The sequence below is a fragment of the Streptomyces sp. NPDC050759 genome, assembly GCF_044456945.1.
In the GTDB taxonomy this organism is placed as follows: Bacteria; Actinomycetota; Actinomycetes; order Streptomycetales; family Streptomycetaceae; genus Streptomyces.
Map to the genome: position 1 here is coordinate 1 of NZ_JBITGI010000001.1, position 22,653 is coordinate 22,653.

General features: G+C 68.4%; 17 protein-coding genes and 1 tRNA gene. 11 read left to right on the forward strand and 7 right to left on the reverse strand.

Features of this window, described 5'->3' with window-relative positions; genetic code table 11:
- Window positions 1-213: 213 nt before the first annotated feature.
- On the reverse strand, window positions 214-2,940 hold the full coding sequence (gene polA, locus ACIBJB_RS00005; protein ID WP_398924844.1) for a DNA polymerase I: 2,727 nt from the start codon (window positions 2,938-2,940) through the stop codon (window positions 214-216).
- Window positions 2,941-3,108: 168 nt separating this feature from the next.
- Here polA and ACIBJB_RS00010 point away from each other — a divergent pair, with 168 nt between their 5' ends.
- The 8 genes from ACIBJB_RS00010 (at window position 3,109) to ACIBJB_RS00045 (ending at window position 12,576) form a co-directional block, all read left to right on the forward strand.
- Complete coding sequence (locus ACIBJB_RS00010) at window positions 3,109-5,388, forward strand: FdhF/YdeP family oxidoreductase (protein WP_398924846.1); 2,280 nt, start codon at window positions 3,109-3,111, stop codon at window positions 5,386-5,388.
- Window positions 5,389-5,441: 53 nt separating this feature from the next.
- The gene (locus tag ACIBJB_RS00015; RefSeq protein ID WP_398924848.1) at window positions 5,442-5,903 is read left to right on the forward strand and encodes a PaaI family thioesterase; all 462 of its coding nucleotides are present in this window, start codon (window positions 5,442-5,444) and stop codon (window positions 5,901-5,903) included.
- A gap of 151 nt (window positions 5,904-6,054) precedes the next feature.
- Window positions 6,055-6,741, forward strand: coding sequence for a hypothetical protein (locus tag ACIBJB_RS00020; RefSeq protein ID WP_398924850.1), 687 nt, complete (start codon window positions 6,055-6,057; stop codon window positions 6,739-6,741).
- A 227-nt stretch (window positions 6,742-6,968) separates the two neighbouring features.
- A complete protein-coding gene (locus ACIBJB_RS00025) occupies window positions 6,969-8,195 on the forward strand; it encodes a branched-chain amino acid ABC transporter substrate-binding protein (RefSeq protein WP_398924852.1) in 1,227 nt (408 codons plus the stop codon).
- A 133-nt stretch (window positions 8,196-8,328) separates the two neighbouring features.
- A complete protein-coding gene (locus ACIBJB_RS00030) occupies window positions 8,329-9,258 on the forward strand; it encodes a branched-chain amino acid ABC transporter permease (RefSeq protein ID WP_266380431.1) in 930 nt (309 codons plus the stop codon).
- Window positions 9,259-9,263: 5 nt separating this feature from the next.
- Window positions 9,264-11,033: a branched-chain amino acid ABC transporter permease gene (locus ACIBJB_RS00035; protein WP_398924854.1), complete on the forward strand. Its 1,770-nt coding sequence runs from the start codon at window positions 9,264-9,266 to the stop codon at window positions 11,031-11,033.
- Window positions 11,034-11,038: 5 nt separating this feature from the next.
- Window positions 11,039-11,863 carry an ABC transporter ATP-binding protein gene (locus ACIBJB_RS00040; RefSeq protein ID WP_398924856.1) on the forward strand — a complete coding sequence of 275 codons (825 nt, stop codon included), beginning with the start codon at window positions 11,039-11,041 and terminating at the stop codon, window positions 11,861-11,863.
- On the forward strand, window positions 11,860-12,576 hold the full coding sequence (locus tag ACIBJB_RS00045; RefSeq protein ID WP_062038154.1) for an ABC transporter ATP-binding protein: 717 nt from the start codon (window positions 11,860-11,862) through the stop codon (window positions 12,574-12,576). Before ACIBJB_RS00040 ends, ACIBJB_RS00045 begins: the two co-directional genes overlap by 4 nt.
- Window positions 12,577-12,651: 75 nt before the next feature.
- Here ACIBJB_RS00045 and ACIBJB_RS00050 read toward each other — a convergent pair whose 3' ends face one another.
- Entirely contained in the window at window positions 12,652-13,308 is a 657-nt protein-coding gene (locus ACIBJB_RS00050) for an ANTAR domain-containing response regulator (protein WP_031041938.1), read from the reverse strand.
- A 94-nt stretch (window positions 13,309-13,402) separates the two neighbouring features.
- Here ACIBJB_RS00050 and ACIBJB_RS00055 point away from each other — a divergent pair.
- Window positions 13,403-13,485: transfer RNA gene (locus tag ACIBJB_RS00055), tRNA-Leu, on the forward strand.
- 86 nt (window positions 13,486-13,571) lie between these two features.
- Complete coding sequence (locus tag ACIBJB_RS00060) at window positions 13,572-14,357, forward strand: helix-turn-helix domain-containing protein (protein WP_398924859.1); 786 nt, start codon at window positions 13,572-13,574, stop codon at window positions 14,355-14,357.
- A gap of 6 nt (window positions 14,358-14,363) precedes the next feature.
- On the opposite strand, the gene pyk is transcribed toward ACIBJB_RS00060, so the two are convergent.
- Entirely contained in the window at window positions 14,364-15,800 is a 1,437-nt protein-coding gene (gene pyk / locus ACIBJB_RS00065; protein ID WP_398924861.1) for a pyruvate kinase, read from the reverse strand.
- 145 nt (window positions 15,801-15,945) lie between these two features.
- On the reverse strand, window positions 15,946-16,641 hold the full coding sequence (locus ACIBJB_RS00070; RefSeq protein ID WP_398924863.1) for an SIMPL domain-containing protein: 696 nt from the start codon (window positions 16,639-16,641) through the stop codon (window positions 15,946-15,948).
- 127 nt (window positions 16,642-16,768) lie between these two features.
- On the opposite strand from ACIBJB_RS00070, the gene ACIBJB_RS00075 reads away from it, so the two are divergent.
- Complete coding sequence (locus ACIBJB_RS00075; protein WP_398924865.1) at window positions 16,769-18,568, forward strand: bifunctional metallophosphatase/5'-nucleotidase; 1,800 nt, start codon at window positions 16,769-16,771, stop codon at window positions 18,566-18,568.
- Here the strand turns inward: ACIBJB_RS00075 and ACIBJB_RS00080 are convergent.
- The 3 genes from ACIBJB_RS00080 to ACIBJB_RS00090 are packed head-to-tail and all read right to left on the reverse strand — an operon-like array spanning window position 18,565 to window position 22,591.
- A complete protein-coding gene (locus ACIBJB_RS00080; protein ID WP_398924867.1) occupies window positions 18,565-19,725 on the reverse strand; it encodes a GDSL-type esterase/lipase family protein in 1,161 nt (386 codons plus the stop codon). The genes ACIBJB_RS00075 and ACIBJB_RS00080 overlap by 4 nt on opposite strands.
- A gap of 50 nt (window positions 19,726-19,775) precedes the next feature.
- Window positions 19,776-21,200: a lysine N(6)-hydroxylase/L-ornithine N(5)-oxygenase family protein gene (locus ACIBJB_RS00085; RefSeq protein ID WP_398924870.1), complete on the reverse strand. Its 1,425-nt coding sequence runs from the start codon at window positions 21,198-21,200 to the stop codon at window positions 19,776-19,778.
- A complete protein-coding gene (locus tag ACIBJB_RS00090) occupies window positions 21,197-22,591 on the reverse strand; it encodes a pyridoxal phosphate-dependent decarboxylase family protein (protein ID WP_398924872.1) in 1,395 nt (464 codons plus the stop codon). The genes ACIBJB_RS00085 and ACIBJB_RS00090 overlap by 4 nt, the downstream gene beginning before the upstream one ends.
- Window positions 22,592-22,653: the final 62 nt, after the last annotated feature.

The following is a 22,653-nucleotide window of genomic DNA, read 5'->3' on the forward strand; positions in this document are numbered from 1 at the left end:
CCCCCCCCCCCCCCCCCCCCCCCCCCCCCCCCCCCCCCCCCCCCCCCCCCCCCCCCCCCCCCCCCCCCCCCCCCCCCCCCCCGGCCCCGACCCACATCACACCCGCCCCCACCGGACCGAAACGGGCCGCCGCAGGCACAGAGGGGCGCGGGGAACTGCGCAAAAAACGCCCGCCCCCACCCCACCCGCACTCAACCGTCAAACCGCCGGAGGCTAGTGCGCGGCAGACTCCCAGTCCGCCCCATCCCCCACCGAAACCCCCAGCGGCACATTCAGACGCACCGCGTCGGACATCTCCCGGCGGACGATCGACTCCGCCGCCTCCCGCTCCCCCGGCGCGATCTCCAGCACGATTTCGTCGTGAACCTGGAGCAGCATCCGGGACTCCAGACCCGCATCCCGCAGCGCACCGTCCACCTTGAGCATCGCGATCTTGACGATGTCCGCCGCGGTCCCCTGGATCGGCGCGTTGAGAGCCATCCGCTCGGCCGCCTCACGCCGCTGACGGTTGTCGCTGTTGAGGTCGGGCAGATACCGCCGGCGCCCGAACAGCGTCGCCGTGTACCCCGTCGCCCGGGCCTCGTCGACCGCCCGCCGCAGATAGTCCCGCACCCCGCCGAACCGCTCGAAGTACGCGTCCATCAGGGCCCGCGCCTCCCCCGCGTCGATGTTCAGCTGCTGCGAGAGCCCGAACGCGGACAGCCCGTACGCCAGCCCGTACGACATCGCCTTGATCTTCCGCCGCATCTCCGCGTCGACCCCACCGGGCTCCACGGCGAACACCTGCGAGGCGGCGGTCGTGTGCAGGTCCTCCCCAGACGTGAACGCCTCGATGAGCCCCTCGTCCTCGGAGAGGTGGGCCATCACCCGCAGCTCGATCTGGCTGTAGTCCGCGGTCATGAGGGACTCGAAGCCGTCCCCCACTACGAACCCCCGCCGGATCGCCCGCCCCTCGTCGGTGCGGACCGGAATGTTCTGGAGGTTCGGATCCGTCGACGACAGACGGCCCGTCGCCGCGACCGTCTGGTTGAACGACGTATGGATACGCCCGTCCGCGGCGATCGTCTTGATCAGCCCCTCGACGGTCACCCGGAGCTTGGCCTGCTCACGGTGCCGGAGCATGATCACCGGCAGTTCGTTGTCCGTCTGGGTCGCCAGCCAGGCCAGCGCGTCCGCGTCCGTCGTGTAGCCGGTCTTCGTCTTCTTCGTCTTCGGCAGGCCCAGCTCACCGAAGAGGACTTCCTGGAGCTGCTTGGGCGAGCCGAGGTTGAACTCGTGCCCGGCCGCCGCGTGCGCCTCCTTCACGGCCTGCTGGACCGCGCCCGCGAACATCTGCTCCATGGCCTCGAGGTGGGCCCGGTCGGCCGCGATGCCGTGCCGCTCCATACGGGCCAGCAGGGCGGAGGTGGGCAGCTCCATGTCCCGCAGCAGATCCGCGGCCCCGACCTCCGCCAGGCGGCTTTCGAAGGCCGTGCCCAGATCGAGGACGGCCCGGGCCTGGATCATCAGCGCCTCGGCCTCGGCACCGTCGTCCGTGCCGAAGGCGAGCTGTCCGTCGGCCGTCGCCGCGGGGGCCAGCTCCCGGCCCAGGTACTCAAGGGACAGCGCGTCCAGGTCGAAGGACCGGCGCCCCGGCTTGACCAGGTACGCGGCGAGCGCGGTGTCCATGCCGACACCGGCGATGCTCCAGTCGTGCTCGGCGAAGACCCGCATGGCGCCCTTGGCGTTGTGCAGGACCTTGGGCCGGTCGGCGTCGGCGAGCCAGGCGACCCAGGCCCGCTCGTCGGCCTCGTCCAGCTGGGACGGGTCGAACCAGGCGGCCGCACCGCCGGACGCGGCGAGCGCGACCTCGGCGACCGAGCCGGTGCCGAGGGCCCAGGTGTCGACGGTGGCCAGACCCAGGGGCTGTGCGCCGTGCTCGGCGAGCCAGCCCGCCAGATCGCCGGTGCCGAGCACCTTGCCGTCCACTTCCACACCGGGCGCGACGACCGGGGTGCCCTCGGCCTCCTCGGCGCCCGGGTCGACGGCCAGGAGCCGCTCCCGCAGGGAGGGGTTCCTGATCTCCAGGGTGTCGAGGATCATCGCGAGGGTCTTGCGGTCGTACGGAGCGCGCTCCAGGTCGGTGACCGCCTTCGGCAGCTCCACCGTGCGCACCATCTCGGTGAGGCGGCGGTTGAGCTTGACGGCCTCCAGGTGGTCGCGGAGGTTCTGTCCGGCCTTGCCCTTGACCTCCTCGACCCGCTCGACCAGCTCCGCGAACGAACCGAACTGGTTGATCCACTTCGCCGCGGTCTTCTCGCCGACGCCGGGAATGCCGGGGAGGTTGTCGGACGGGTCGCCGCGCAGGGCCGCGAAGTCGGGGTACTGGGCGGGCGTCAAGCCGTACTTCTCGAAGACCTTCTCCGGAGTGAACCGGGTCAGCTCCGAGACGCCCTTCGTCGGGTACAGCACGGTGGTGCGCTCGCTGACCAGCTGGAAGGAGTCGCGGTCGCCGGTGACGATCAGCACATCGAAGCCCTCGGCCTCGGCCTGTGTGGCGAGCGTGGCGATGACGTCGTCGGCCTCGAAGCCGTCGATCGCGAAGCGCGAGACGTGCATCGCGTCGAGGAGCTCGCCGATCAGCTCGACCTGGCCCTTGAACTCGTCCGGGGTCTTGGAGCGGTTGGCCTTGTACTCCGTGAACTCCTCGGACCGCCACGTCTTGCGGGACACGTCGAAGGCCACCGCGAAGTGGGTGGGGGCCTCGTCGCGCAGGGTGTTGGCCAGCATCGACGCGAAGCCGTAGATCGCGTTCGTCGGCTGGCCGGTCGCGGTGGTGAAGTTCTCCGCGGGCAGCGCGAAGAACGCGCGATAGGCCAGCGAGTGCCCGTCCATGAGCATCAGACGCGGGCGGCTGCCGCCGGGGCTGGTGTCGGTCTTCTTCGCTGCTGTCTCTGCCACGCCCCCGATCCTGCCACGCCCCACTGACAGTCCGACCCGCCCGCCGCCGACGGCGCGGAAGGGGCAAGCCCCGCCGCCGCTTCCCGCAGGCCCGGCAAACACCGTTGTCACCGGCGCGTGCGAGGATCGGAGACGTACCTCACATGTGTGTGCGAAGGAGAGAGTCCGATGGCCACGAAGCCGCCCAAGGGTGATCCGGTTCAGGACGCTCCTCAGGTCACCGAACCGAAGCACGCGGCGGCCGGCCTCCCGGCCATCGGCCACACCCTGCGGATCGCCCAGCAGCAGATGGGCGTGAAGCGCACCGCCCTGACCCTGCTGCGCGTCAACCAGAAGGACGGCTTCGACTGCCCCGGCTGCGCCTGGCCCGAGCCCGACCACCGGCACGCGGCGGAATTCTGCGAGAACGGCGCGAAGGCGGTCGCCGAGGAAGCCACCCTGCGCCGGATCACCCCGGAGTTCTTCGCCGCGCACCCCGTCGCCGACCTCGCGACCAGGAGCGGCTACTGGCTGGGCCAGCAGGGGCGGCTCACCCACCCCATGTACGTCCCCGAGGGCGGCACCCACTACGAACCGGTGACGTGGGAGCGCGCCTTCGACATCATCGCCGAGGAGATCGCCGCCCTCGACTCCCCCGACGAGTCCGTCTTCTACACCTCGGGCCGCACCAGCAACGAGGCCGCGTTCCTCTACCAGCTCTTCGCCCGCGAGCTCGGCACGAACAACCTGCCGGACTGCTCCAACATGTGCCACGAGTCGTCCGGTTCGGCGCTCAGCGAGACCATCGGCATCGGCAAGGGCAGCGTCCTGCTCGAGGACCTCTACCAGGCCGACCTGATCATCGTCGCCGGCCAGAACCCCGGGACCAACCACCCCCGCATGCTCTCCGCCCTGGAGAAGGCCAAGGCGAACGGCGCGAGGATCATCAGCGTCAACCCGCTGCCCGAGGCCGGCCTGGAGCGCTTCAAGAACCCGCAGACCCCCCAGGGCATGCTCAAGGGCGCCGCCCTCACCGACCTGTTCCTGCAGATCCGCATCGGCGGCGACCAGGCCCTCTTCCGCCTCCTCAACAAGCTGATCCTCGAGACCGAAGGCGCCGTCGACGAGGCCTTCGTCCGCGAACACACCCACGGCTACGAGGAGTTCGCCGAGGCCGCCCGCGCCGCCGACTGGGACGACACGCTCACCGCGACCGGTCTGTCCCGCAAGGAGATCGAGGAAACCCTCTCCATGGTCCTCGCCTCCGAACGGACCATCGTCTGCTGGGCCATGGGCCTCACCCAGCACAAGCACTCCGTGCCGACCATCCGCGAGGTCGTCAACTTCCTCCTCCTGCGCGGCAACATCGGCCGCCCCGGCGCCGGCGTCTGCCCGGTCCGCGGCCACTCCAACGTCCAGGGCGACCGCACCATGGGCATCTTCGAGCGCCCCGCGCCCGCCTTCCTGGACGCCCTGGAGAAGGAGTTCGGCTTCGCCCCGCCGCGCGAGCACGGCTTCGACGTCGTCCGCGCCATCCGCGCCCTGCGCGACGGCGAGGCCAAGGTCTTCTTCGCCATGGGCGGCAACTTCGTCTCCGCCTCCCCCGACACCGACGTCACCGAAGCCGCCATGCGGCGTGCCCGGCTGACCGTGCACGTGTCGACCAAGCTCAACCGCTCGCACGCGGTCACGGGCGCGCGTGCCCTGATCCTGCCCACCCTCGGCCGCACCGAGCGCGACCTCCAGGGCAGCGGCGAGCAGTTCGTGACCGTCGAGGACTCCATGGGCATGGTGCACGCCTCCCGCGGCCGCCTGGAGCCCGCGAGCCGACAGCTGCTGTCCGAGCCCGCCATCGTGTGCCGGCTGGCCCGCCGCGTGCTCGGCGAGAAGAGCCGGGTGCCGTGGGAGGAGTTCGAGAAGGACTACGCCACCATCCGCGACCGCATCGCCCGAGTGATCCCCGGCTTCGAGGACTTCAACACGCGCGTGTCCCACCCCGGCGGCTTCACCCTCCCGCACGCCCCGCGCGACGAGCGCCGCTTCCCCACCGCCACCGGCAAGGCCAACTTCACCGCCGCCCCCGTCGAGTACCCCGAACTGCCCGAGGGACGGCTGCTGCTGCAGACGCTCCGCTCGCACGACCAGTACAACACCACGATCTACGGCCTCGACGACCGCTACCGGGGCATCAAGAACGGCCGCCGGGTCGTCCTGGTCAACCCCGAGGACGCCGACCGGCTCCGGCTCGCCGACGGCTCCTACGTCGACCTCGTCAGCGAGTGGAAGGACGGCGTGGAGCGGCGGGCACCCGGGTTCCGGGTCGTGCACTACCCGACCGCCCGGGGCTGCGCGGCCGCCTACTACCCCGAGACCAACGTCCTGGTGCCGCTGGACGCCACCGCCGACACCAGCAACACCCCGGCCAGCAAGTCCGTCGTCGTACGTCTGGAACAATCGGCAACCGACTGAGCGTTTGCTCAGCGCAGGCAGTCGTAGCGACCAGGACGAACGGAGCCCGCCCCATGGGTGAGCAGCAGCACGCCACGTTTCCCCAAGAGGTCATCGACGAGTACGCGGCGCTCGGCGTCGACCTCGTCGCCATGTTCTCGGCCGGCCACCTGGGCACCCGCATGGGCGTGCAGATCGTCGAGGCCTCGGCGGAACGGGTCGTCGGCACCATGCCCGTCGAGGGCAACACCCAGCCGTACGGCCTGCTGCACGGAGGCGCCTCGGCCGTCCTCGCCGAAACCCTGGGCTCCGTCGGCTCCATGCTGCACGCCGGAAGCTCGAAGATCGCGGTCGGAGTGGACCTGAACTGCACACACCACCGCGGAGCCCGCTCCGGGCTGGTCACCGGAGTCGCCACACCAGTGCACCGGGGACGCTCCACCGCGACCTACGAGATCGTCATCAGCGACGAGGACGGCCAACGCGTCTGCACCGCCCGACTCACCTGCCTCCTCCGGGACGCCCCCGGCCGCTAGGCGTATTGACCCGCGGGGTTGTTCGCACGGCCGGGGGCAGCCCCTCCGGGGGAGTGCGTGCCAGACCCCGCGGCGTCGGCACGATCCGCAGGACAGGCCCTGAAGCGCACACCGACTGGGCACGGGCCCCCGGCACCCCTACCGTTCTCCCATGACCGGTATCGGCCCCGTCGAGCCCGTCAACTCACCGGAGACGGGAGAGAATCCTGACATCATCGGCGCCGACGAGGCACGCCTGACCGACCGTTGGGCAGCGCGGTGGGAGAAGCTGTCGCCCAGGGCCCGCAGAACAGCTGTGGGGACGGCCGCGCTCACCCTCCTTACGGCCGGCATCCTCCTCCCCCGCGTCCTGGCCGACGAACACCGCACCGAAGTCCCGGACACCCCCGTCCCCTGGCCCGCCAACGTCACCGCCTGGCGATACCTCGGACCCGCCGGACTCCCCGAAACCACCGGCACCCACCCCACCAGCGGCCGCTTCCGCTTCGCCGTCGACATCCGCAGCGGACCCCCCGTCACCCTCCAGGTCACCGGCGCCGCCTTCACCGGCCTCACCGCCCACGCCCTGCCCAAGACCTTCACCGTGCACGCCGGCACCACCCGCAGGATCACCGTGGAGATATCGGTTTCCGACTGTTCGGGTCTCCCGCTGAATGCCGACCTACCATTTCTTGACGTAACGCTCCGTAACACGCGCGCAATACAGCATCACAGTTTCATCTTCGGCCAGGCCTACTCCCACGACCTTTTCGAGCTCCTTCGAGGCGCCTGCGCCACTACCACGGCATCACAGGCCGGACGGCCAACCGGAAGTGCAGGTTCTCAAAATGCGGACTGAGGGGAAATTCCGCCAAACCGGCTGAGAGCCCCCACCGTGGAAGCGCGCCATCCACCCCGTCATAACAAGAAAGTCACAAGCCAGCGCACAGCGATGCCCCTGCCTGCAAACCGGGCTTAGAGTCACGGCCAGTCACCGCTCCATCGGGAGTTCGGTACCAGCGCGGCACAAGGCCGCACCCACGAGGGCGCGTGTGCCTGCGGAAAGGACTGATTGTGCGACGTTCCATGGTGATACTGACCTCCGTCTTCGCGACCGGAGCTCTGACGCTCACCGCCTGCGGCTCCCGAGACGACAGTGGCGGCGACAGTGAAGGCGGAGGTGGCACCACCCTGACGATCGGCGTGGACGCCCCGCTCTCCGGCGAGAACTCCACCACGGGTCTCGGCATCCAGTACGGCGCCCAGATCGCCGTCGACGACGCCAACAAGAACAAACTCGTCCCCGGCGTCACCTTCAAACTGAAGGCCTACGACGACAAGGCGCAGCCCGCCACCGGCCAGTCCAACGCCACCACCATCACGGGCGACAAGACCGCCGTCGGCGCCGTCGGCCCGCTGAACTCCGGCGTCGCCCAGACCATGCAGCAGGTGTTCGCCTCGGCCAACATGGTCCAGATCTCCCCCTCGAACACCAACCCCGAGCTGACCCAGGGCAAGAACTGGCAGACGGACAAGAAGCGGCCGTACAAGACGTACTTCCGCACCGCCACCACCGACGAGCTCCAGGGCAGCTTCGCCGCCGACTACGCGTACAACGGCCTCAAGAAGAAGAAGGTCTTCGTCGTCGACGACAAGCAGACCTACGGCGCCGGCCTCGCGAAGATCTTCAACGAGCAGTTCAAGAAGCTCGGCGGCACCGTCGCCGGCACCGACCACGTCAACACCGGCGACAAGGACTTCGGGTCCCTCGTCACCAAGGTCAAGAACTCCGGCGCCGACCTGCTCTACTACGGCGGCCAGTACGACGAGTCCTCCCTGATCACCAAGCAGCTCAAGGGCGGCGGAGTCAAGATCCCGCTCTTCGGCGGTGACGGCATGTTCGCCTCCACCTACATCGAGACCGCGGGCACCGCCTCCGAGGGCGACCTCGCCACCGCCGTCGGCGTCCCCGCCGACACCCTGCCCGCCGCCAAGACGTTCATCGAGACGTACAAGTCCAAGGGCTACAAGGGTGACTACGGCGCCTACGGCGCGTACTCCTACGACGCCACCACCGCCATCATCAAGGCCGTGAAGGCCGCCGTCGACGCCAACAGCGGCAAGGTCCCCAGCGACATCAACGCCCTGCGCTCCTCCGTCGTCGACGCCGTCCAGAAGTCCGACTTCGAAGGCATCTCCGGCAAGGTCGCCTTCGACCAGTACGGCGACACCACCAACAAGCAGCTGACCGTCTACCAGGTCACCAAGGGTGCGTGGAAGGCTGTGAAGACCGGCACCGCCGACCTCGGCTAGGCCAGGCCCAGCAGCACACAGCAACACCACCACGGGCCGCGCGGGAGGGGACCCCGACCGCGCGGCCCTCGCCACACCCCACCCCAGCACGCGATATGTGCACACGACCACCAGCGACAATGGAGGCCACGCGGTGAACACCCTGCCGCAGCAGCTGGCCAACGGGCTGCTTCTGGGCTCGATGTACGGGCTGATCGCCATCGGCTACACGATGGTGTACGGCATCGTCCAGCTCATCAACTTCGCGCACGGCGAGATCTTCATGACCGGCGCCTTCGGCGCCTTCACGGTCTACTTCTACCTCTTGCCCGACGGCACCTCTATGGCCCTCGCCGTCCCCCTGATGCTGATAGGCGGCGGAATAGTCGCCATCCTCATCGCCGTCGGAGCGGAACGGTTCGCCTACCGGCCCCTGCGCGGAGCCCCACGGCTCGCACCGCTCATCACCGCGATCGGTCTCTCCCTGGCCCTCCAGGAAGTCGTCCGCAACTTCTACCCCCGCGCCGACCGCGCCGTCGCCTTCCCCGGCCTCGACGCCACCCACGACATAGGCTCCGTCACCATCAAGGACGCCGACATCTTCCTCGTGGTCGCCGCCATCGTCTGCATGTCCGCCCTCGCCTTCTTCGTCCGCAAGTCCCGCACCGGCCGCGCCATGCAGGCCACCGCCCAGGACCCGGACACCGCACAGCTCATGGGCATCGACACCAACCGCATCATCGTCATCGCCTTCGCCATCGGCGGATTCTTCGCCGCCGTCGCCGCCGTCGCCTACGGCCTCAAATACGGCAGCATCGACTACCGCATGGGCTTCCTAATGGGCCTCAAGGCCTTCACCGCAGCCGTCCTCGGCGGCATCGGCAACATCTACGGCGCCATGCTCGGCGGACTCGTCCTCGGCGTCGCCGAAACCCTCGCCTCCGCCTACATCGACGACATCCCCGGCATGCACCTCTTCGGCGGCGGCTCCTGGAAGGACGTCTGGGCCTTCTGCCTGCTCATCATCGTCCTCCTCGTCAGGCCACAAGGCCTCCTCGGCGAACGCGTAGCGGACAGGGCGTGATCACGATGACCGACACCACCACACGCGGCCTCATCCCGCTCCCCCTCCCCGCGGCCCGCGCACTCCTCCTCGCCGGAGGCATCGCCACCGCCGCCTCCGCCTTCCTCGCCTGGACCTGGACCAGCGAGTTCCCCGGCGACCTCACCATCACCGGCTACCCCGGCGGCCTCCAGTGGCTGACCTTCATCGCCGGCCTCCTCATCACGGTGTTCGCCCTCGCGGCATACGACATCCGACCCCTGCGCGGCCTCATACCCGCCCGCAACAACGCACCCCTGGCGCTCACCGCCCTCGGCGGCTTCGGCGTCACCTGGTACACGGTCGTCTCGATCGCCGCCGAACTCGGCGGACTCGCCAACCTCGAACCAGGCGGCTGGGTCGCGGCCATCGCCTCCCTCCTGCCCGTCATCGGCGCCTTCGCCCTCCCCGAGCCCCGCACCGCGAGCGCCAAGGAGAACCTCAAGGCGTACCTCGCCAAGCCCGACGGCATCCCCCCCGCCCAGCCCCTCAGCCCCTGGGTCGAGCGCGCGATCATCACCCTCGTCACCATCGTCGGCCTGGCCGTCTTCACCTACGGCATCGACACCGAATACGGCGAACTCTTCGTCGGATTCCTCATCGTCGTCGTCTTCGCCGTCTGGGCCCTGCACACCGCCGGCCTCAACGACCGCTTCTCCCGCATCGTCGCCCGCAACCGCAGCTTCACCCTCGCCATGGGCTTCGCCGCGGCCATCGCGTTCCCCTTCACCCAGACCAACGACCACTACGCCAACATCGGCGTCAACATCCTGATCTTCGGGACCGTCGCCCTGGGCCTCAACATCGTCGTCGGCCTCGCGGGCCTCCTCGACCTCGGATACGTCGCCTTCCTCGGCGTCGGCGCCTACACCGCCGCCCTCGTCTCCGGCTCCGAGTTCTCCCGCTTCTCCGGCGTCCACTTCCCCTTCTGGGCCGCCGCCCTCACCGGCGCCGCCGCATCCCTCGTCTTCGGCGTCCTCATCGGCGCCCCCACCCTCCGACTGCGCGGCGACTACCTCGCCATCGTCACCCTCGGATTCGGAGAGATCTTCCGCATCTCCGTCAACAACATGGACGGCCAGTCCGGCCCCGACCTCACCAACGGACCCAACGGCATCCCGGCCATCCCCGACCTCAACCTCCTCGGGTTCAACCTCGGCCAAGCCCACGACATCGGCGGCTTCACCCTCGGCCGCTTCGCCAACTACTACCTCCTCATGGTGCTGATCATGGCCCTCGTGGTCCTGGTCTACACCCGCGCCGCCGACTCCCGCATCGGCCGCTCCTGGATCGCCATCCGCGAAGACGAAACCGCCGCCACCGCCATGGGCATCAACGGCTTCCGCGTCAAACTCATCGCCTTCGCCCTCGGCGCCACCCTCGCCGGCCTCGCCGGCACCGTCAGCGCCCACGTCACCTACAGCGTCGTCCCGACGCCGTACCAGTTCGCGGGTTCGACGCCCCCCAACTCCGCCTTCCTGCTCGCCGCGGTCGTCCTCGGCGGCATGGGCACGGTCGCAGGACCCATCCTCGGCGCGGCACTCCTGTACCTCCTCCCGGAGAAACTCGTCTTCCTCCAGGACAAGTCACTCCTCGCCTTCGGCATCGCCCTCATCCTGCTGATGCGCTTCCGCCCCGAAGGCATCATCGCCAACCGCCGCAACCAACTCGAATTCCACGAGACCGGCCAACTCGACGTACCAGAAACAACGACGCTGTCCGGCGAACCGGCCGCCGTCACCAAGGCGGGGGCGTGAGCACCATGACGACACCTGTACTCGAAGCCCGCAACGTCACCATGCGCTTCGGCGGCCTGACCGCGGTGCGCTCGGTCGACTTCACCGTCAACGCGGGCGAGATCGTCGGCCTGATCGGCCCCAACGGCGCCGGCAAGACCACCTTCTTCAACTGCCTCACCGGCCTGTACGTCCCCACGGAAGGCACGGTCTCCTACAAAGGCACCATCCTCCCGCCCAAGCCCCACCTCGTAACCCAGGCCGGCATCGCCCGCACCTTCCAGAACATCCGCCTCTTCGCCAACATGACAGTCCTCGAGAACGTCCTCGTCGGCCGCCACACGCGAACGAAGGAAGGCCTCTGGTCGGCACTGCTCCGCGGCCCCGGCTTCAAGAAAGCCGAGAAGGCCAGCGAGGAACGCGCCATGGAACTCCTCGAGTTCATCGGCCTGGAAGCCAAACGCGACCACCTCGCCCGCAACCTCCCCTACGGCGAACAACGCAAGCTCGAGATCGCCCGCGCCCTCGCCTCCGAGCCGGGATTGCTGCTGTTGGACGAACCCACAGCCGGCATGAACCCCCAAGAGACGCGCGCCACCGAAGAGTTGGTCTTCGCCATCCGCGACCAGGGCGTGGCCGTCCTGCTCATCGAGCACGACATGCGCTTCGTCTTCAACCTCTCCGACCGCGTCGCCGTCCTCGTCCAGGGCGAAAAACTCGTCGAAGGCACCTCCGACGTCGTCCAGGCCGACGAACGCGTCATCGCCGCCTACCTCGGCGAACCCTTCGACGGCGACCCCGGCGCGACGGAAGCGCAGAGCACCACCAGCACCAAGGGAGAAGCCCAGTGACCGCACTCCTCGAAGTCGAGGACCTCCGGGTCTCCTACGGCAAGATCGAAGCCGTCAAAGGCATCTCCTTCAGCGTCGAAGCCGGCCAGGTCGTCACCCTCATCGGCACCAACGGCGCCGGCAAGACCACCACGCTGCGCACACTCTCGGGACTGCTGAAGCCCACGGCCGGCAAAATCCTCTTCGACGGCAAGCCCCTCAGCAGCGTCCCCGCCCACAAGATCGTCTCCTTCGGACTCGCCCACTCCCCCGAAGGCCGACACATCTTCCCCCGCCTGACGATCTTCGAGAACCTCCAGCTCGGAGCATTCCTCAGGAAGGACAAGGAGGGCATCGAGAAGGACGTACAGCGCGCCTACGAGCTCTTCCCCATCCTCGGCGAACGCCGCAACCAGGCGGCAGGCACCCTGTCCGGCGGCGAGCAGCAGATGCTGGCCATGGGCCGCGCGCTCATGTCCCAGCCCAAGCTCCTCATGCTCGACGAACCCTCCATGGGCCTCTCGCCGATCATGATGCAGAAGATCATGTCGACCATCGTCGAACTGAAGTCCCAAGGCATGACGATCCTCCTCGTCGAACAGAACGCCCAGGCGGCGCTCTCCCTCGCCGACCAGGGACACGTCATGGAAGTCGGCAGCATCGTCCTGTCCGGCACCGGACAGGACCTTCTCCACGACGAGTCGGTCCGCAAGGCGTACCTCGGCGAAGACTGATCTTTCGGCCATACGACAAGGGCCCGCGCCCCCTGCTGGGGACTCGGGCCCTTGTCTTTGTGCGGCCGCCGGGGCTCAGCCCTTGTTCGCCTTCTTCTCGTCCGCGTCCTGAATCACGGCCTCCGCGACCTGCTGCATCGACATACGCCGATCCATCGACGTCTTCTGAATCCACCGGAACGCGGCAGGCTCCGTCAGCCCGTACGACGTCTGCAGAATCGACTTCGCCCGGTCCACAAGCTTGCGGGTCTCCAGGCGCAGGGTCAGGTCCGCGACCTCGTTCTCCAGCTCCCGAAGCTCCGTGAACCGAGAAACAGCCATCTCGATCGCCGGCACGACATCACTCTTACTGAAGGGCTTCACCAGGTAGGCCATGGCACCGGCGTCACGGGCCCGCTCCACCAGGTCCCGCTGCGAGAAGGCGGTGAGCATCAGCACCGGGGCGATCCGCTCCTCGGCGATCTTCTCGGCCGCGGAGATCCCGTCCAGCTTCGGCATCTTCACATCGAGGATGACGAGGTCCGGCTTGTGCTCACGGGCGAGCTCGACGGCCTGCTCACCGTCACCGGCCTCGCCGACGACGCTGTAGCCCTCTTCCTCCAGCATCTCTTTGAGATCGAGCCGGATCAGGGCCTCGTCCTCGGCAATGACGACACGGGTCGTCAGCGGAGGCACGTGCGACTTGTCGTCGTCGGGCGCGTCTACGGGCTGGGGCGACTCGGGGGCGGTCACGGGGGCTCCTCGTTCAGGGGCGGGTACTGCTCCTCAGCAGCCTACCTAGCTGCGACTAGGTAAGGTCACCCGGTACACTCCTCTGGGTTGGCCAGCCGGGTTGATGGAAGGGCAGACATGATCGCCTCAAAAGCGATTGCCTGAAAGGGCGTGCGGGTTCGAATCCCGCACCCGGCACTCTGACACTGAAGCGGATGTCCACGTTCTCGTGAACATCCGCTTTTTGCTGCGCACCGTCACGATCACTCACTCAGAGTATCCGTATGAACTTTCACGGCACTGAGGTTCGACAGAAGGCGCTCACCTTGCTGCGTGACGGCGCGAGGAATGCGGACGTCGCCAGGAAACTTAACGTCCCGGCGGGCACGATCGGCCACTGGAAGCACTTGGACCGCGCGAAACGCGGCGAGTGCCCAGGGCGCATGCCTCCACCCTGCCCCCGTTGCGATCTCACACTGGACTCAGGGGCATACGCTTACTTGCTCGGCTTGTATCTGGGCGATGGCTACATCGTTCAGAACCGCGCGATGCGCTCGCCCAGCCTGTCCATCACCTGCGACGAGACGTATCCGGGGCTCATGGACGAGTGCGAGAAGGCGATGCGGTCGGTGTTCCCTCAGAACTCGGTCTGCCGCGTCCGCCGCAAGGGGTGTCGCGAGATGAAGCTGTCCTCCATGCACCTGTGGTGTCTGTTCCCCCAGCACGGCCCCGGCAAGAAGCACGAGCGTGCGATCATCCTGGCCCCTTGGCAGCAGGCCATCGTCGACGCCCACCCCTGGGAGTTCATCCGTGGCCTCATCCACTCCGATGGATGCCGCATCACCAACTGGACCACTCGCCTGGTGGCCGGTGAACGCAAGCGCTACGAATACCCCCGGTACTTCTTCTCCAACAAGTCCGACGACATCCGGCGGCTCTTCACCGACACCCTCGACACGGTCGGTGTCGAGTGGACCACCCTCGCTCGCGGCAGCGACCCTTTCAACATCTCGATCGCCCGCAAATCCTCAGTCGCCCTCATGGACACCCACGTAGGCCCCAAACACTGACCCCGACTACTTGGGACTGTCGTCCTCGCCGATGTGATGCACCCGGACCAGGTTCGTCGACCCGGACACCCCGGGCGGCGAACCGGCCGTGATCACGACCACGTCGCCCTTCTCGCACCGCCCGTACCGCAGCAGCAGCTCGTCCACCTGGTCCACCATCGCGTCCGTGGAATCGACATGCGGGCCGAGGAACGTCTCCACACCCCAGGTCAGACTCAGCTGCGACCGAGTCGCCGGCTCCGGGGTGAAGGCCAGCAGCGGGATCGGGGAGCGGTAGCGCGACAGCCGCCGAACCGTGTCCCCGCTCTGCGTGAACGCGACCAGGAACTTCGCGCCCAGGAAGTCGCCCATCTCCGCCGCCGCCCGGGCGACAGCGCCCCCTTGCGTACGGGGCTTGTTGCGTTCCGTCAGCGGCGGCAGCCCCTTCGCGAGGATGTCCTCCTCCGCCGCCTCGACGATCTTCGCCATCGTCCGAACCGTCTCGACCGCGTACTTGCCGACGCTCGTCTCGCCCGACAGCATCACCGCGTCCGTGCCGTCGATCACCGCGTTGGCCACGTCAGAGGCCTCCGCACGCGTCGGACGGGAGTTCTCGATCATCGAGTCCAGCATTTGCGTCGCCACGATCACCGGCTTGGCGTTCCGCTTGGCCAGTTTGATCGCGCGCTTCTGGACGAGCGGCACCTGCTCCAGCGGCATCTCCACGCCGAGGTCGCCCCGGGCCACCATGATCCCGTCGAAGGCCGCGACGATGTCGTCGATCGCCTCGACCGCCTGCGGCTTCTCCACTTTGGCGATCACCGGCAGCCGGCGCCCGGACTCGTCCATGATCCGGTGGACGGCCTTGATGTCGCGGCCCGAGCGCACGAAGGACAGGGCGATCACGTCGAAGCCCGTGCGCAGGGCCCAGCGGAGGTCTTCCTCGTCCTTCTTCGAGAGCGCCGGGACCGAGACCGCCACGCCGGGGAGGTTGAGGCCCTTGTGGTCGGAGACCATGCCGCCCTCGACGACCCTGGTGTGGACGCGGGGGCCGTCCACTGACGTGACCTCGAGGCAGACCTTGCCGTCGTCGACGAGGATGCGCTCACCCACGGTGACATCCTCGGCGAGTCCGGCGTACGTCGTCCCGCAGGACCGCTGGTCTCCTTCCGCGCCCTCCTCCACCGTGATGGTGAAGGTGTCGCCGCGTTCAAGGAGTACGGGTCCTTCGGTGAAGTGGCCGAGTCGGATCTTCGGGCCTTGAAGGTCGGCGAGGAGGCCTACGCTGCGGCCGGTTTCGTCGGCGGCCTTGCGGACGTGGTGGTAGCGCTCCTCGTGCTCGGCGTAGTTGCCGTGGCTGAGGTTGAAGCGGGCTACGTCCATTCCGGCGTCGACCAGGGCTTTGATCTGGTCGTACGAGTGGGTGGCGGGGCCCAGGGTGCAGACGATCTTTGCTCGGCGCATGTTTCGAGCCTAGACCTTACCGGCGGGTAGGGAATTGGGGAGGCATGTCCACTCAACAACCTTTGGGTGAAGGGCTGTTGACAAGCGTTGAAGTGTGCGCCGCTCCGCTCTGATGAGCATTCCGTGTGCAAATTCCATCGGCCGCTCACAGTCTCGGTGGTGCCATGGTGAAGCGTGCGTTGACCTGGGCGTGGACGTGTTGGCGTTGGGGTTCGAGGTCGAGGGGGGCGGCTGAGGTGTCCGCTGCGGCTTCGTAGGCGATGGAGCGTGCGCGGCTGGCCTTGCCGACGAAGCGGGGTTCGGGGTCTTCGGCGCCGATGTCGGCGAGTTCGACGAGGGCGGCCAGTGATGTGCCCAGCGCTTCCGCGTATTCCCTCGCCCGCTGGACCGCTTCCCGTACCGCCTGTTGCCGGGCTTCCCGGTAGGCGGGTGAGTCGCGGCGCAGGGCCCACCAGGGGCCGTCGACCGTCGTCAACTCCTGGTCGGCCAGTCTGGTGGTGAGTTCACCCAGTGCGGTGAAGTCGGTCAGTTCCGCGGTGATGTGGACGCGGCCGTGGTGGGCGTGGACGCGTTCGCCGCGGCTGTGTTCTTTCAATTCCGGGGTGACCGAGAAGGAGCCGGTTTCCAGGCGTTCGACGGCGTCTCCGTAGGACTTGAGCAGGTCAAGGACGGTCGCGTTGCGGCGGGTGAGGTCGTCGAGGGCGGTGCGGCGGTCTTTGCCGCGGGCGGCGACGGTGACGCCGATGCGGGCGATCTCGGGGTCGACTTCGAGGTGGGCTTCGCCGCGGACGGCGATGCGGGGGGCGTCGGGGGTGCCGTAGGGGACGGAGTCGGTGGCCATAACGCCCCACTCTGTCAGTTTTCACGGGTGGGGTCATCAGATCGAAACCTGCGGGGCCTGTTGCCGTTGGGCATGACCGGGTCAGAATCTACGCGCGTTGTTGACCGTTCCCCGAGGAGATCAAGACATGCCCTTGAACCGCAGGAAGTTCCTGAAGAAGTCCGCCGTGACCGGTGCGGGTGTCGCGCTGGCGGGTGCCGTGGGCGCTCCGGCGGCTGAGGCCGCGGAGGCGAAGAGGGGACACGAGAAGCGGTACTCCCTGACGGTGATGGGCACGACCGATCTGCACGGTCATGTCTTCAACTGGGACTACTTCAAGGACGCGGAGTACAAGGACTCGGCGGGCAACGCGCAGGGTCTGTCCCGGATCTCGACGCTGGTGAACCAGGTGCGTGCGGAGAAGGGCCGCTGCAACACGCTGCTGCTCGACGCGGGCGACACGATCCAGGGGACGCCGCTGACGTACTACTACGCGAAGGTCGACCCGATCACGGCCAAGGGCGGTCCCGTCCACCCGATGGCCGCGGCCATGAACGCCATCGGGTACGACGCCGTGGCGCTGGGCAATCACGAGTTCAATTACGGCATCGAGACGCTGCGGAAGTTCGAGGAGCAGTGCGACTTCCCGCTGCTGGGTGCGAACGCGCTGGACGCTAAGACGCAGAAGCCCGCTTTCCCGCCGTACTTCATCAAGAAGTTCCATGTGAAGGGCGCGCCGCCGGTGAAGGTCGCGGTGCTGGGTCTGACCAATCCGGGTATCGCGATCTGGGACAAGGCCTATGTGCAGGGGAAGTTGACGTTCCCGGGGCTTGAGGAGCAGGCGGCGAAGTGGGTGCCGAAGCTGCGGTCGATGGGTGCGGATGTGGTCGTCGTGTCGGCGCACTCGGGCTCTTCGGGTACTTCTTCGTACGGTGACCAGTTGCCGTATGTGGAGAATTCGGCGGCGCTGGTGGCGCAGCAGGTGCCGGGGATCGACGCGATTCTGGTGGGGCATGCGCATGTGGAGATTCCGGAGCTGAAGGTCACCAACGCGAAGTCCGGGAAGACGGTCGTGTTGTCGGAGCCGTTGGCGTATGCGGAGCGGTTGTCGCTGTTCGACATCGAGCTGGTTTTCGCGAAGGGCCGTTGGGCGGTCGAGTCGGTGTCGTCCAAGGTGCTGAACTCGAACTCGGTGGCGGACGATCCGAAGATCTCCAAGCTGTTGAAGGCCGATCATGACGTGGTCGTGAAGTACGTCAACCAGGTCGTCGGTACGGCGACGCAGACGCTGACGACGGTCGAGGCGCGTTACAAGGACGCTCCGATCATCGACCTGATCACGAAGGTCCAGGAGGACGTGGTCCGGGCGGCGTTGGTGGGAACGGAGTACGCCTCGCTGCCGGTGATCGCGCAGGCGTCGCCGTTCTCGCGGACCTCGGAGATCCCGGCGGGCAACGTGACGATCCGGGATCTGTCGAGCCTGTACGTGTACGACAACACGCTGGTGGCGAAGCTGCTGACGGGTGCGCAGCTGCGGGCGTACCTGGAGTACTCGGCGGAGTATTTCGTGCAGACGGCGGCGGGTGCGGTGGTCGACGTGGAGAAGCTGACGAACGCGAACAACCGTCCGGACTACAACTACGACTACGTGTCGGGGCTGTCGTACGACATCGACATCGCGCAGGCGGCCGGTTCGCGGATCAAGAACCTGACGTACAACGGTGCCGCGCTGGACGACGCTGAGAAGTTCGTGTTCGCGGTGAACAACTACCGGGCGAACGGTGGCGGCGCCTTCCCGCACGTGGCCTCGGCCACCGAGGTGTGGTCGGAGTCGACGGAGATCCGGACGCGGATCGCGGAGTGGGTGACCGCGAAGGGTGTGCTGGATCCGAAGGACTTCGCGTCGGTGGACTGGAGGCTCACGCGCGACGGGACGCCTGTGTTCTAAAGGTCCGGCTGGAGGTCCAGCAGGGTTACGTCCACGGCGTCGGCGATGGCTTTCGCGCCGGCGTCGTTGACGTGGAGGCCGTCGCCGGCGTTGAACTCGGCGCGGATCCGGTCGGGTTGGTCAGGGTCGGCGACGGCGGCGGCCACGTCGACGATTCCGTCGAAGGGGTGGTCGTCGCCGAGGAGCCAGGCGTTGACCTCGGCGCGTACGGCTTGGCCGCGCGGGGTGTCGTAGCCGTCGTGGACGGTGCCCTTGTAGGGGCCGATCGTGGAGCCGATGGCGGTGAGTCCGGCGGTGTGGAGGCGGTCGGCGAGGGTGGTGAGGCCGGCTTTGAACTCGGCTGCGGTGGGGCCTTCTGCGGGTTCTGGGTGGGCGAAGTGGCCGGGCAGGCCGAGGTCGTTGAGCCCGATGTGGATGATGACGTGGCTGACGCCGGGGACGGCGAGGACGTCGTGGTCGATGCGGGCGAGGAGGTGTTCGCCGATCTCGTCGGTGAGGAGCCGGTTGCCGGAGGTGCCCGCGTTGACGATCCAGCCGTGTTTCAGGCGGCGGTTGAGCTGTCCGGGGAAGCTGTTGTCGGTGCCGGGGGTGGTGGCGGCGCCTTCGATCCAGGAGTCTCCGAAGGCGACGGCGATGCGGGTGCCGACCGGGGCGAGGACGTCTGCGCCGGCGAGGAGGTGGCCGGTGGCGAACTCCTCGGGGTCTTCGAGTGTGGGGGCGGACAGTTGGTTGCCGGGGACGGCGTGTCCGGTGTCGTAGGGCATGGCGGTGAAGGTGGTCGGTCCGGTGTCGCCGGGCAGGTAGAGGCTGAGGGTGAGTTCCTCGCCGGCGCTCACGGGGAGTTCGACGGGGTCGCTGGTCGTCTCCTGGCCGGCGGGGATGGTGACGGTGGGGGTGCCGGAGAAGCGGAGGGGGGTGTCGCTGCCGGGGTCGATGCCGCTGCCTTTGGTGCGCAGGGCGAGGTGGGCGCCGCCGATCTCCAGGGGTGTGGTGCCGTAGCGGTTGGTGAGGTGGATGCGGACGGCCTCGCCGCCGCCGGCGAGGCGCAGGGACTGGCGGACGGTCTGGTCGGTGAAGCCGCGGGAGTCGAAGAGGGCGAGGTTTTCGCGGGGGTTGATGGCGGCGGCGCGGTGGGCGGCGGTCCAGGTGGTCGTCATGTGGGAGCCAACCGGGTCGGTGTCCGGGTTCTTCCGCCGCCGCCGGTTCTTTACCGTCCTTCGACGAGGGGGGTGAGGACGGGGGCTGTGCGGGCGGGTGGGATCTGGGGGAGCCGGTCTTCGAGGCCAAAGGTGGTGAAGGCGGTGCGGTTGGGGAGGGGGTAGGCGTCCTTGCCGGTGATGGTGTTGAGGATGGTGGCGCTGCGCCAGGCGGCGAGTCCGAGGTCGGGGGTGCCGACGCCGTGGGTGTGGCGTTCGGCGTTCTGGACGTAGACGTGGCAGTCGGCGCCGGTGATGGACGGGTCGAGGACGAGGCGGAAGTGTTCGTCGACGCGGGGGCGTTCGCGGCTGTCGCGGCGCAGGTAGGGGTCGAGTCCGGCGAGGATGCGGTCGAGGGGGCGTTCGCGGTGGCCGGTGGCGAGGACGACGGCGTCGGTGGTGAGGCGGGAGCGGGTGCCCTGCTGGATGTGTTCGAGGTGGAGTTCGAGCTTTGTGGTGGCGATTCTGCCGGCGGTGCGGACGCGGACGCCGGGGGTGAGGACGGCGTCGGGCCAGCCGCCGTGCAGGGTGCGGCGGTAGAGCTCGTCGTGGATGGCGGCGATGGTGTCGGTGTCGATGCCGCGGTGGAGCTGCCACTGGGTGGTGCCGAGTCGGTCGCGGACGCTTTCCGGGAGGGCGTGGAAGTAGCGGGTGTAGTCGGGGGTGAAGTGTTCGAGGCCGAGTTTTGAGTACTCCATGGGGGCGAAGGCTTCGGTGCGGCCGAGCCAGTGGAGTCCTTCATGGCCGGTGGGGCGGTTGCGGAGCAGGTCGAGGAAGATCTCGGCGCCGGACTGTCCAGAGCCGACGACGGTGATGTGGTCGGCGGCGAGGAGGGTCTGCCGGTGGGTGAGGTAGTCGGTGGCGTGGATGACGGGCACGCCGGGGGCTTCGACGAGGGGTTTGAGGGGTTCGGGTACGTAGGGTTCGGTGCCGATGCCGAGGACGATGTTCTTCGTGTAGGTCCGTCCCAGTGCTTCGGCTTCGCCGTCGGTGTCGAGCTGGGTGAAGTCGACTTCGAAGACGTCGCGTTCGGGGTTGAAGCGGACGGCGTCGACCTGGTGGTGGAAGTGGAGGCCGGGGAGGTTCTCGGCGACCCAGCGGCAGTAGGCGTCGTATTCGGCGCGCTGGATGTGGAAGCGTTCGGCGAAGTAGAAGGGGAAGAGGCGCTCGCGGGTCTTGAGGTAGTTGAGGAAGGTCCAGTGGCTGGCGGGGTCGGCGAGGGTCACCAGGTCGGCGAGGAAGGGGACTTGGATGGTGGCGCCGTCGATGAGCAGTCCGGGGTGCCAGCCGAAGGCGGGGCGTTGTTCGTAGAAGACGGTGTCGAGTGTGGTGAGGGGTTGGGCGAGGGCGGCGAGGGAGAGGTTGAAGGGTCCGATGCCGATGCCGACGAGGTCGCGGGGTGCGTCGGGCTCGTGGTGTGGGGGGTGGGGGTTCATCGGGGGGTGGTTCCTTCCACGAGTTTCAGGAGTCCGGCGAGGTCGGTCGGCCGGGTGGTGGGGTTGAGGAGGGTGACCTTGAGCCAGAGCCGGTTCGCTGCGCGGGCTCGGCCGAGGACGGCGTGGCCGTCGGTGAGGAGTTTTCGGCGTACGGCGGCTACGGCGTCGTCGGTGGCGCCTGCGGGGCGGAACAGGACCGTGCTGATGGTGGGGGGTTGGTGGAGTTCGAAGCCGGGGTGGTCGTGGACGAGCTGCGCGAACTCCCGGGCCCGCGCGCAGACTTGGTCGACCAGTGCGCCGAGTCCTGTGCGTCCCAGGGTTTTCAGGGTGACGGCGATCTTGAGGATGTCGGGGCGGCGAGTGGTGCGCAGGGAGCGGCCGAGGAGGTCGGGGAGGCCGGCTTCGGTGTCGTCGTCGGCGTTGAGGTAGTCGGCGTGCTGGTGGAGGGCGGTGAGATCGTTGGCGTTGCGGACGGCGAGGAGTCCTGCGGCGACTGGCTGCCAGCCGAGTTTGTGCAGGTCGAGGGTTACTGTGTCGGCGGTTTCGATGCCGGTGAGCTTGTCTCGGTGCCGGGTGCTGAAGAGGAGACCGCCGCCGTAGGCAGCGTCAACGTGGAGCCGTGCGCCGCGCTGCGCGCACCAGTCGGCGATCTCGGGCAGCGGGTCGATCAGACCGGCGTCGGTGGTTCCCGCTGTCGCGGCGATGACCAACGGTCCATGCAGGGTCGTGTCGAGGGCTGCGGGATCGAGGGTGCCGTCGGGGGTGGGGACGATGAACGGGGCGGGCATGCCCAGGAGCCAGGCGGCACTTGGGAGAGAGTGGTGGGCGTTTTCGCCGCAGACCAGTCGAACGCCCGGGCCCAGGGCCTCTCGGGCCAGGAGGAGGGCGAGTTGGTTGGATTCGGTTCCACCGGTAGTCACCAAAGCATCGAGCCGGTGGGGGCTGGTCGCGCAGTTCCCCGCGCCCCTGGGTGGGTTGCCGTACACCTCACTCGCAAGGCGCCGCGTCACCAGTGCCTCCAGCTCTGACCCCGCCGGAGCCTGGTCCCAGGAGTCGAGAGATGGATTCAGAGCTGAGGCGGCCAGGTCTGCGGCGGTGGCGACAGCAAGGGGCGGGCAGTGCAGGTGGGCCGCGCAGAGCGGGTCCGCCGGGTCCGCCGCGCCTTCCGCCAAGGCGCGCACCAGGTGCCGTAGGGCCTCCGGGTCGCCCTCGGCCGGGAGTACGTCTCCCAGGGCGGCCCGTACGCGTGCTGCCACCTCGGTCGGGCCGCCCGCCGGGAGTGGGCCTCCGCGCGCCCGTGCTCCCTCCCCCAGCGCTTCCAGGACCGTGTCGAGCAGCGGGCGCAGTGCGTCGGGGCCTTCGGGGCCCGAGGCCAGGGGCGGCGTGTTCATCGTCGACCTCCGGGGGCGCTGGGGGCTTCCAGCTTGGACGCGGTTGCTTGGGCGCGCCCGGA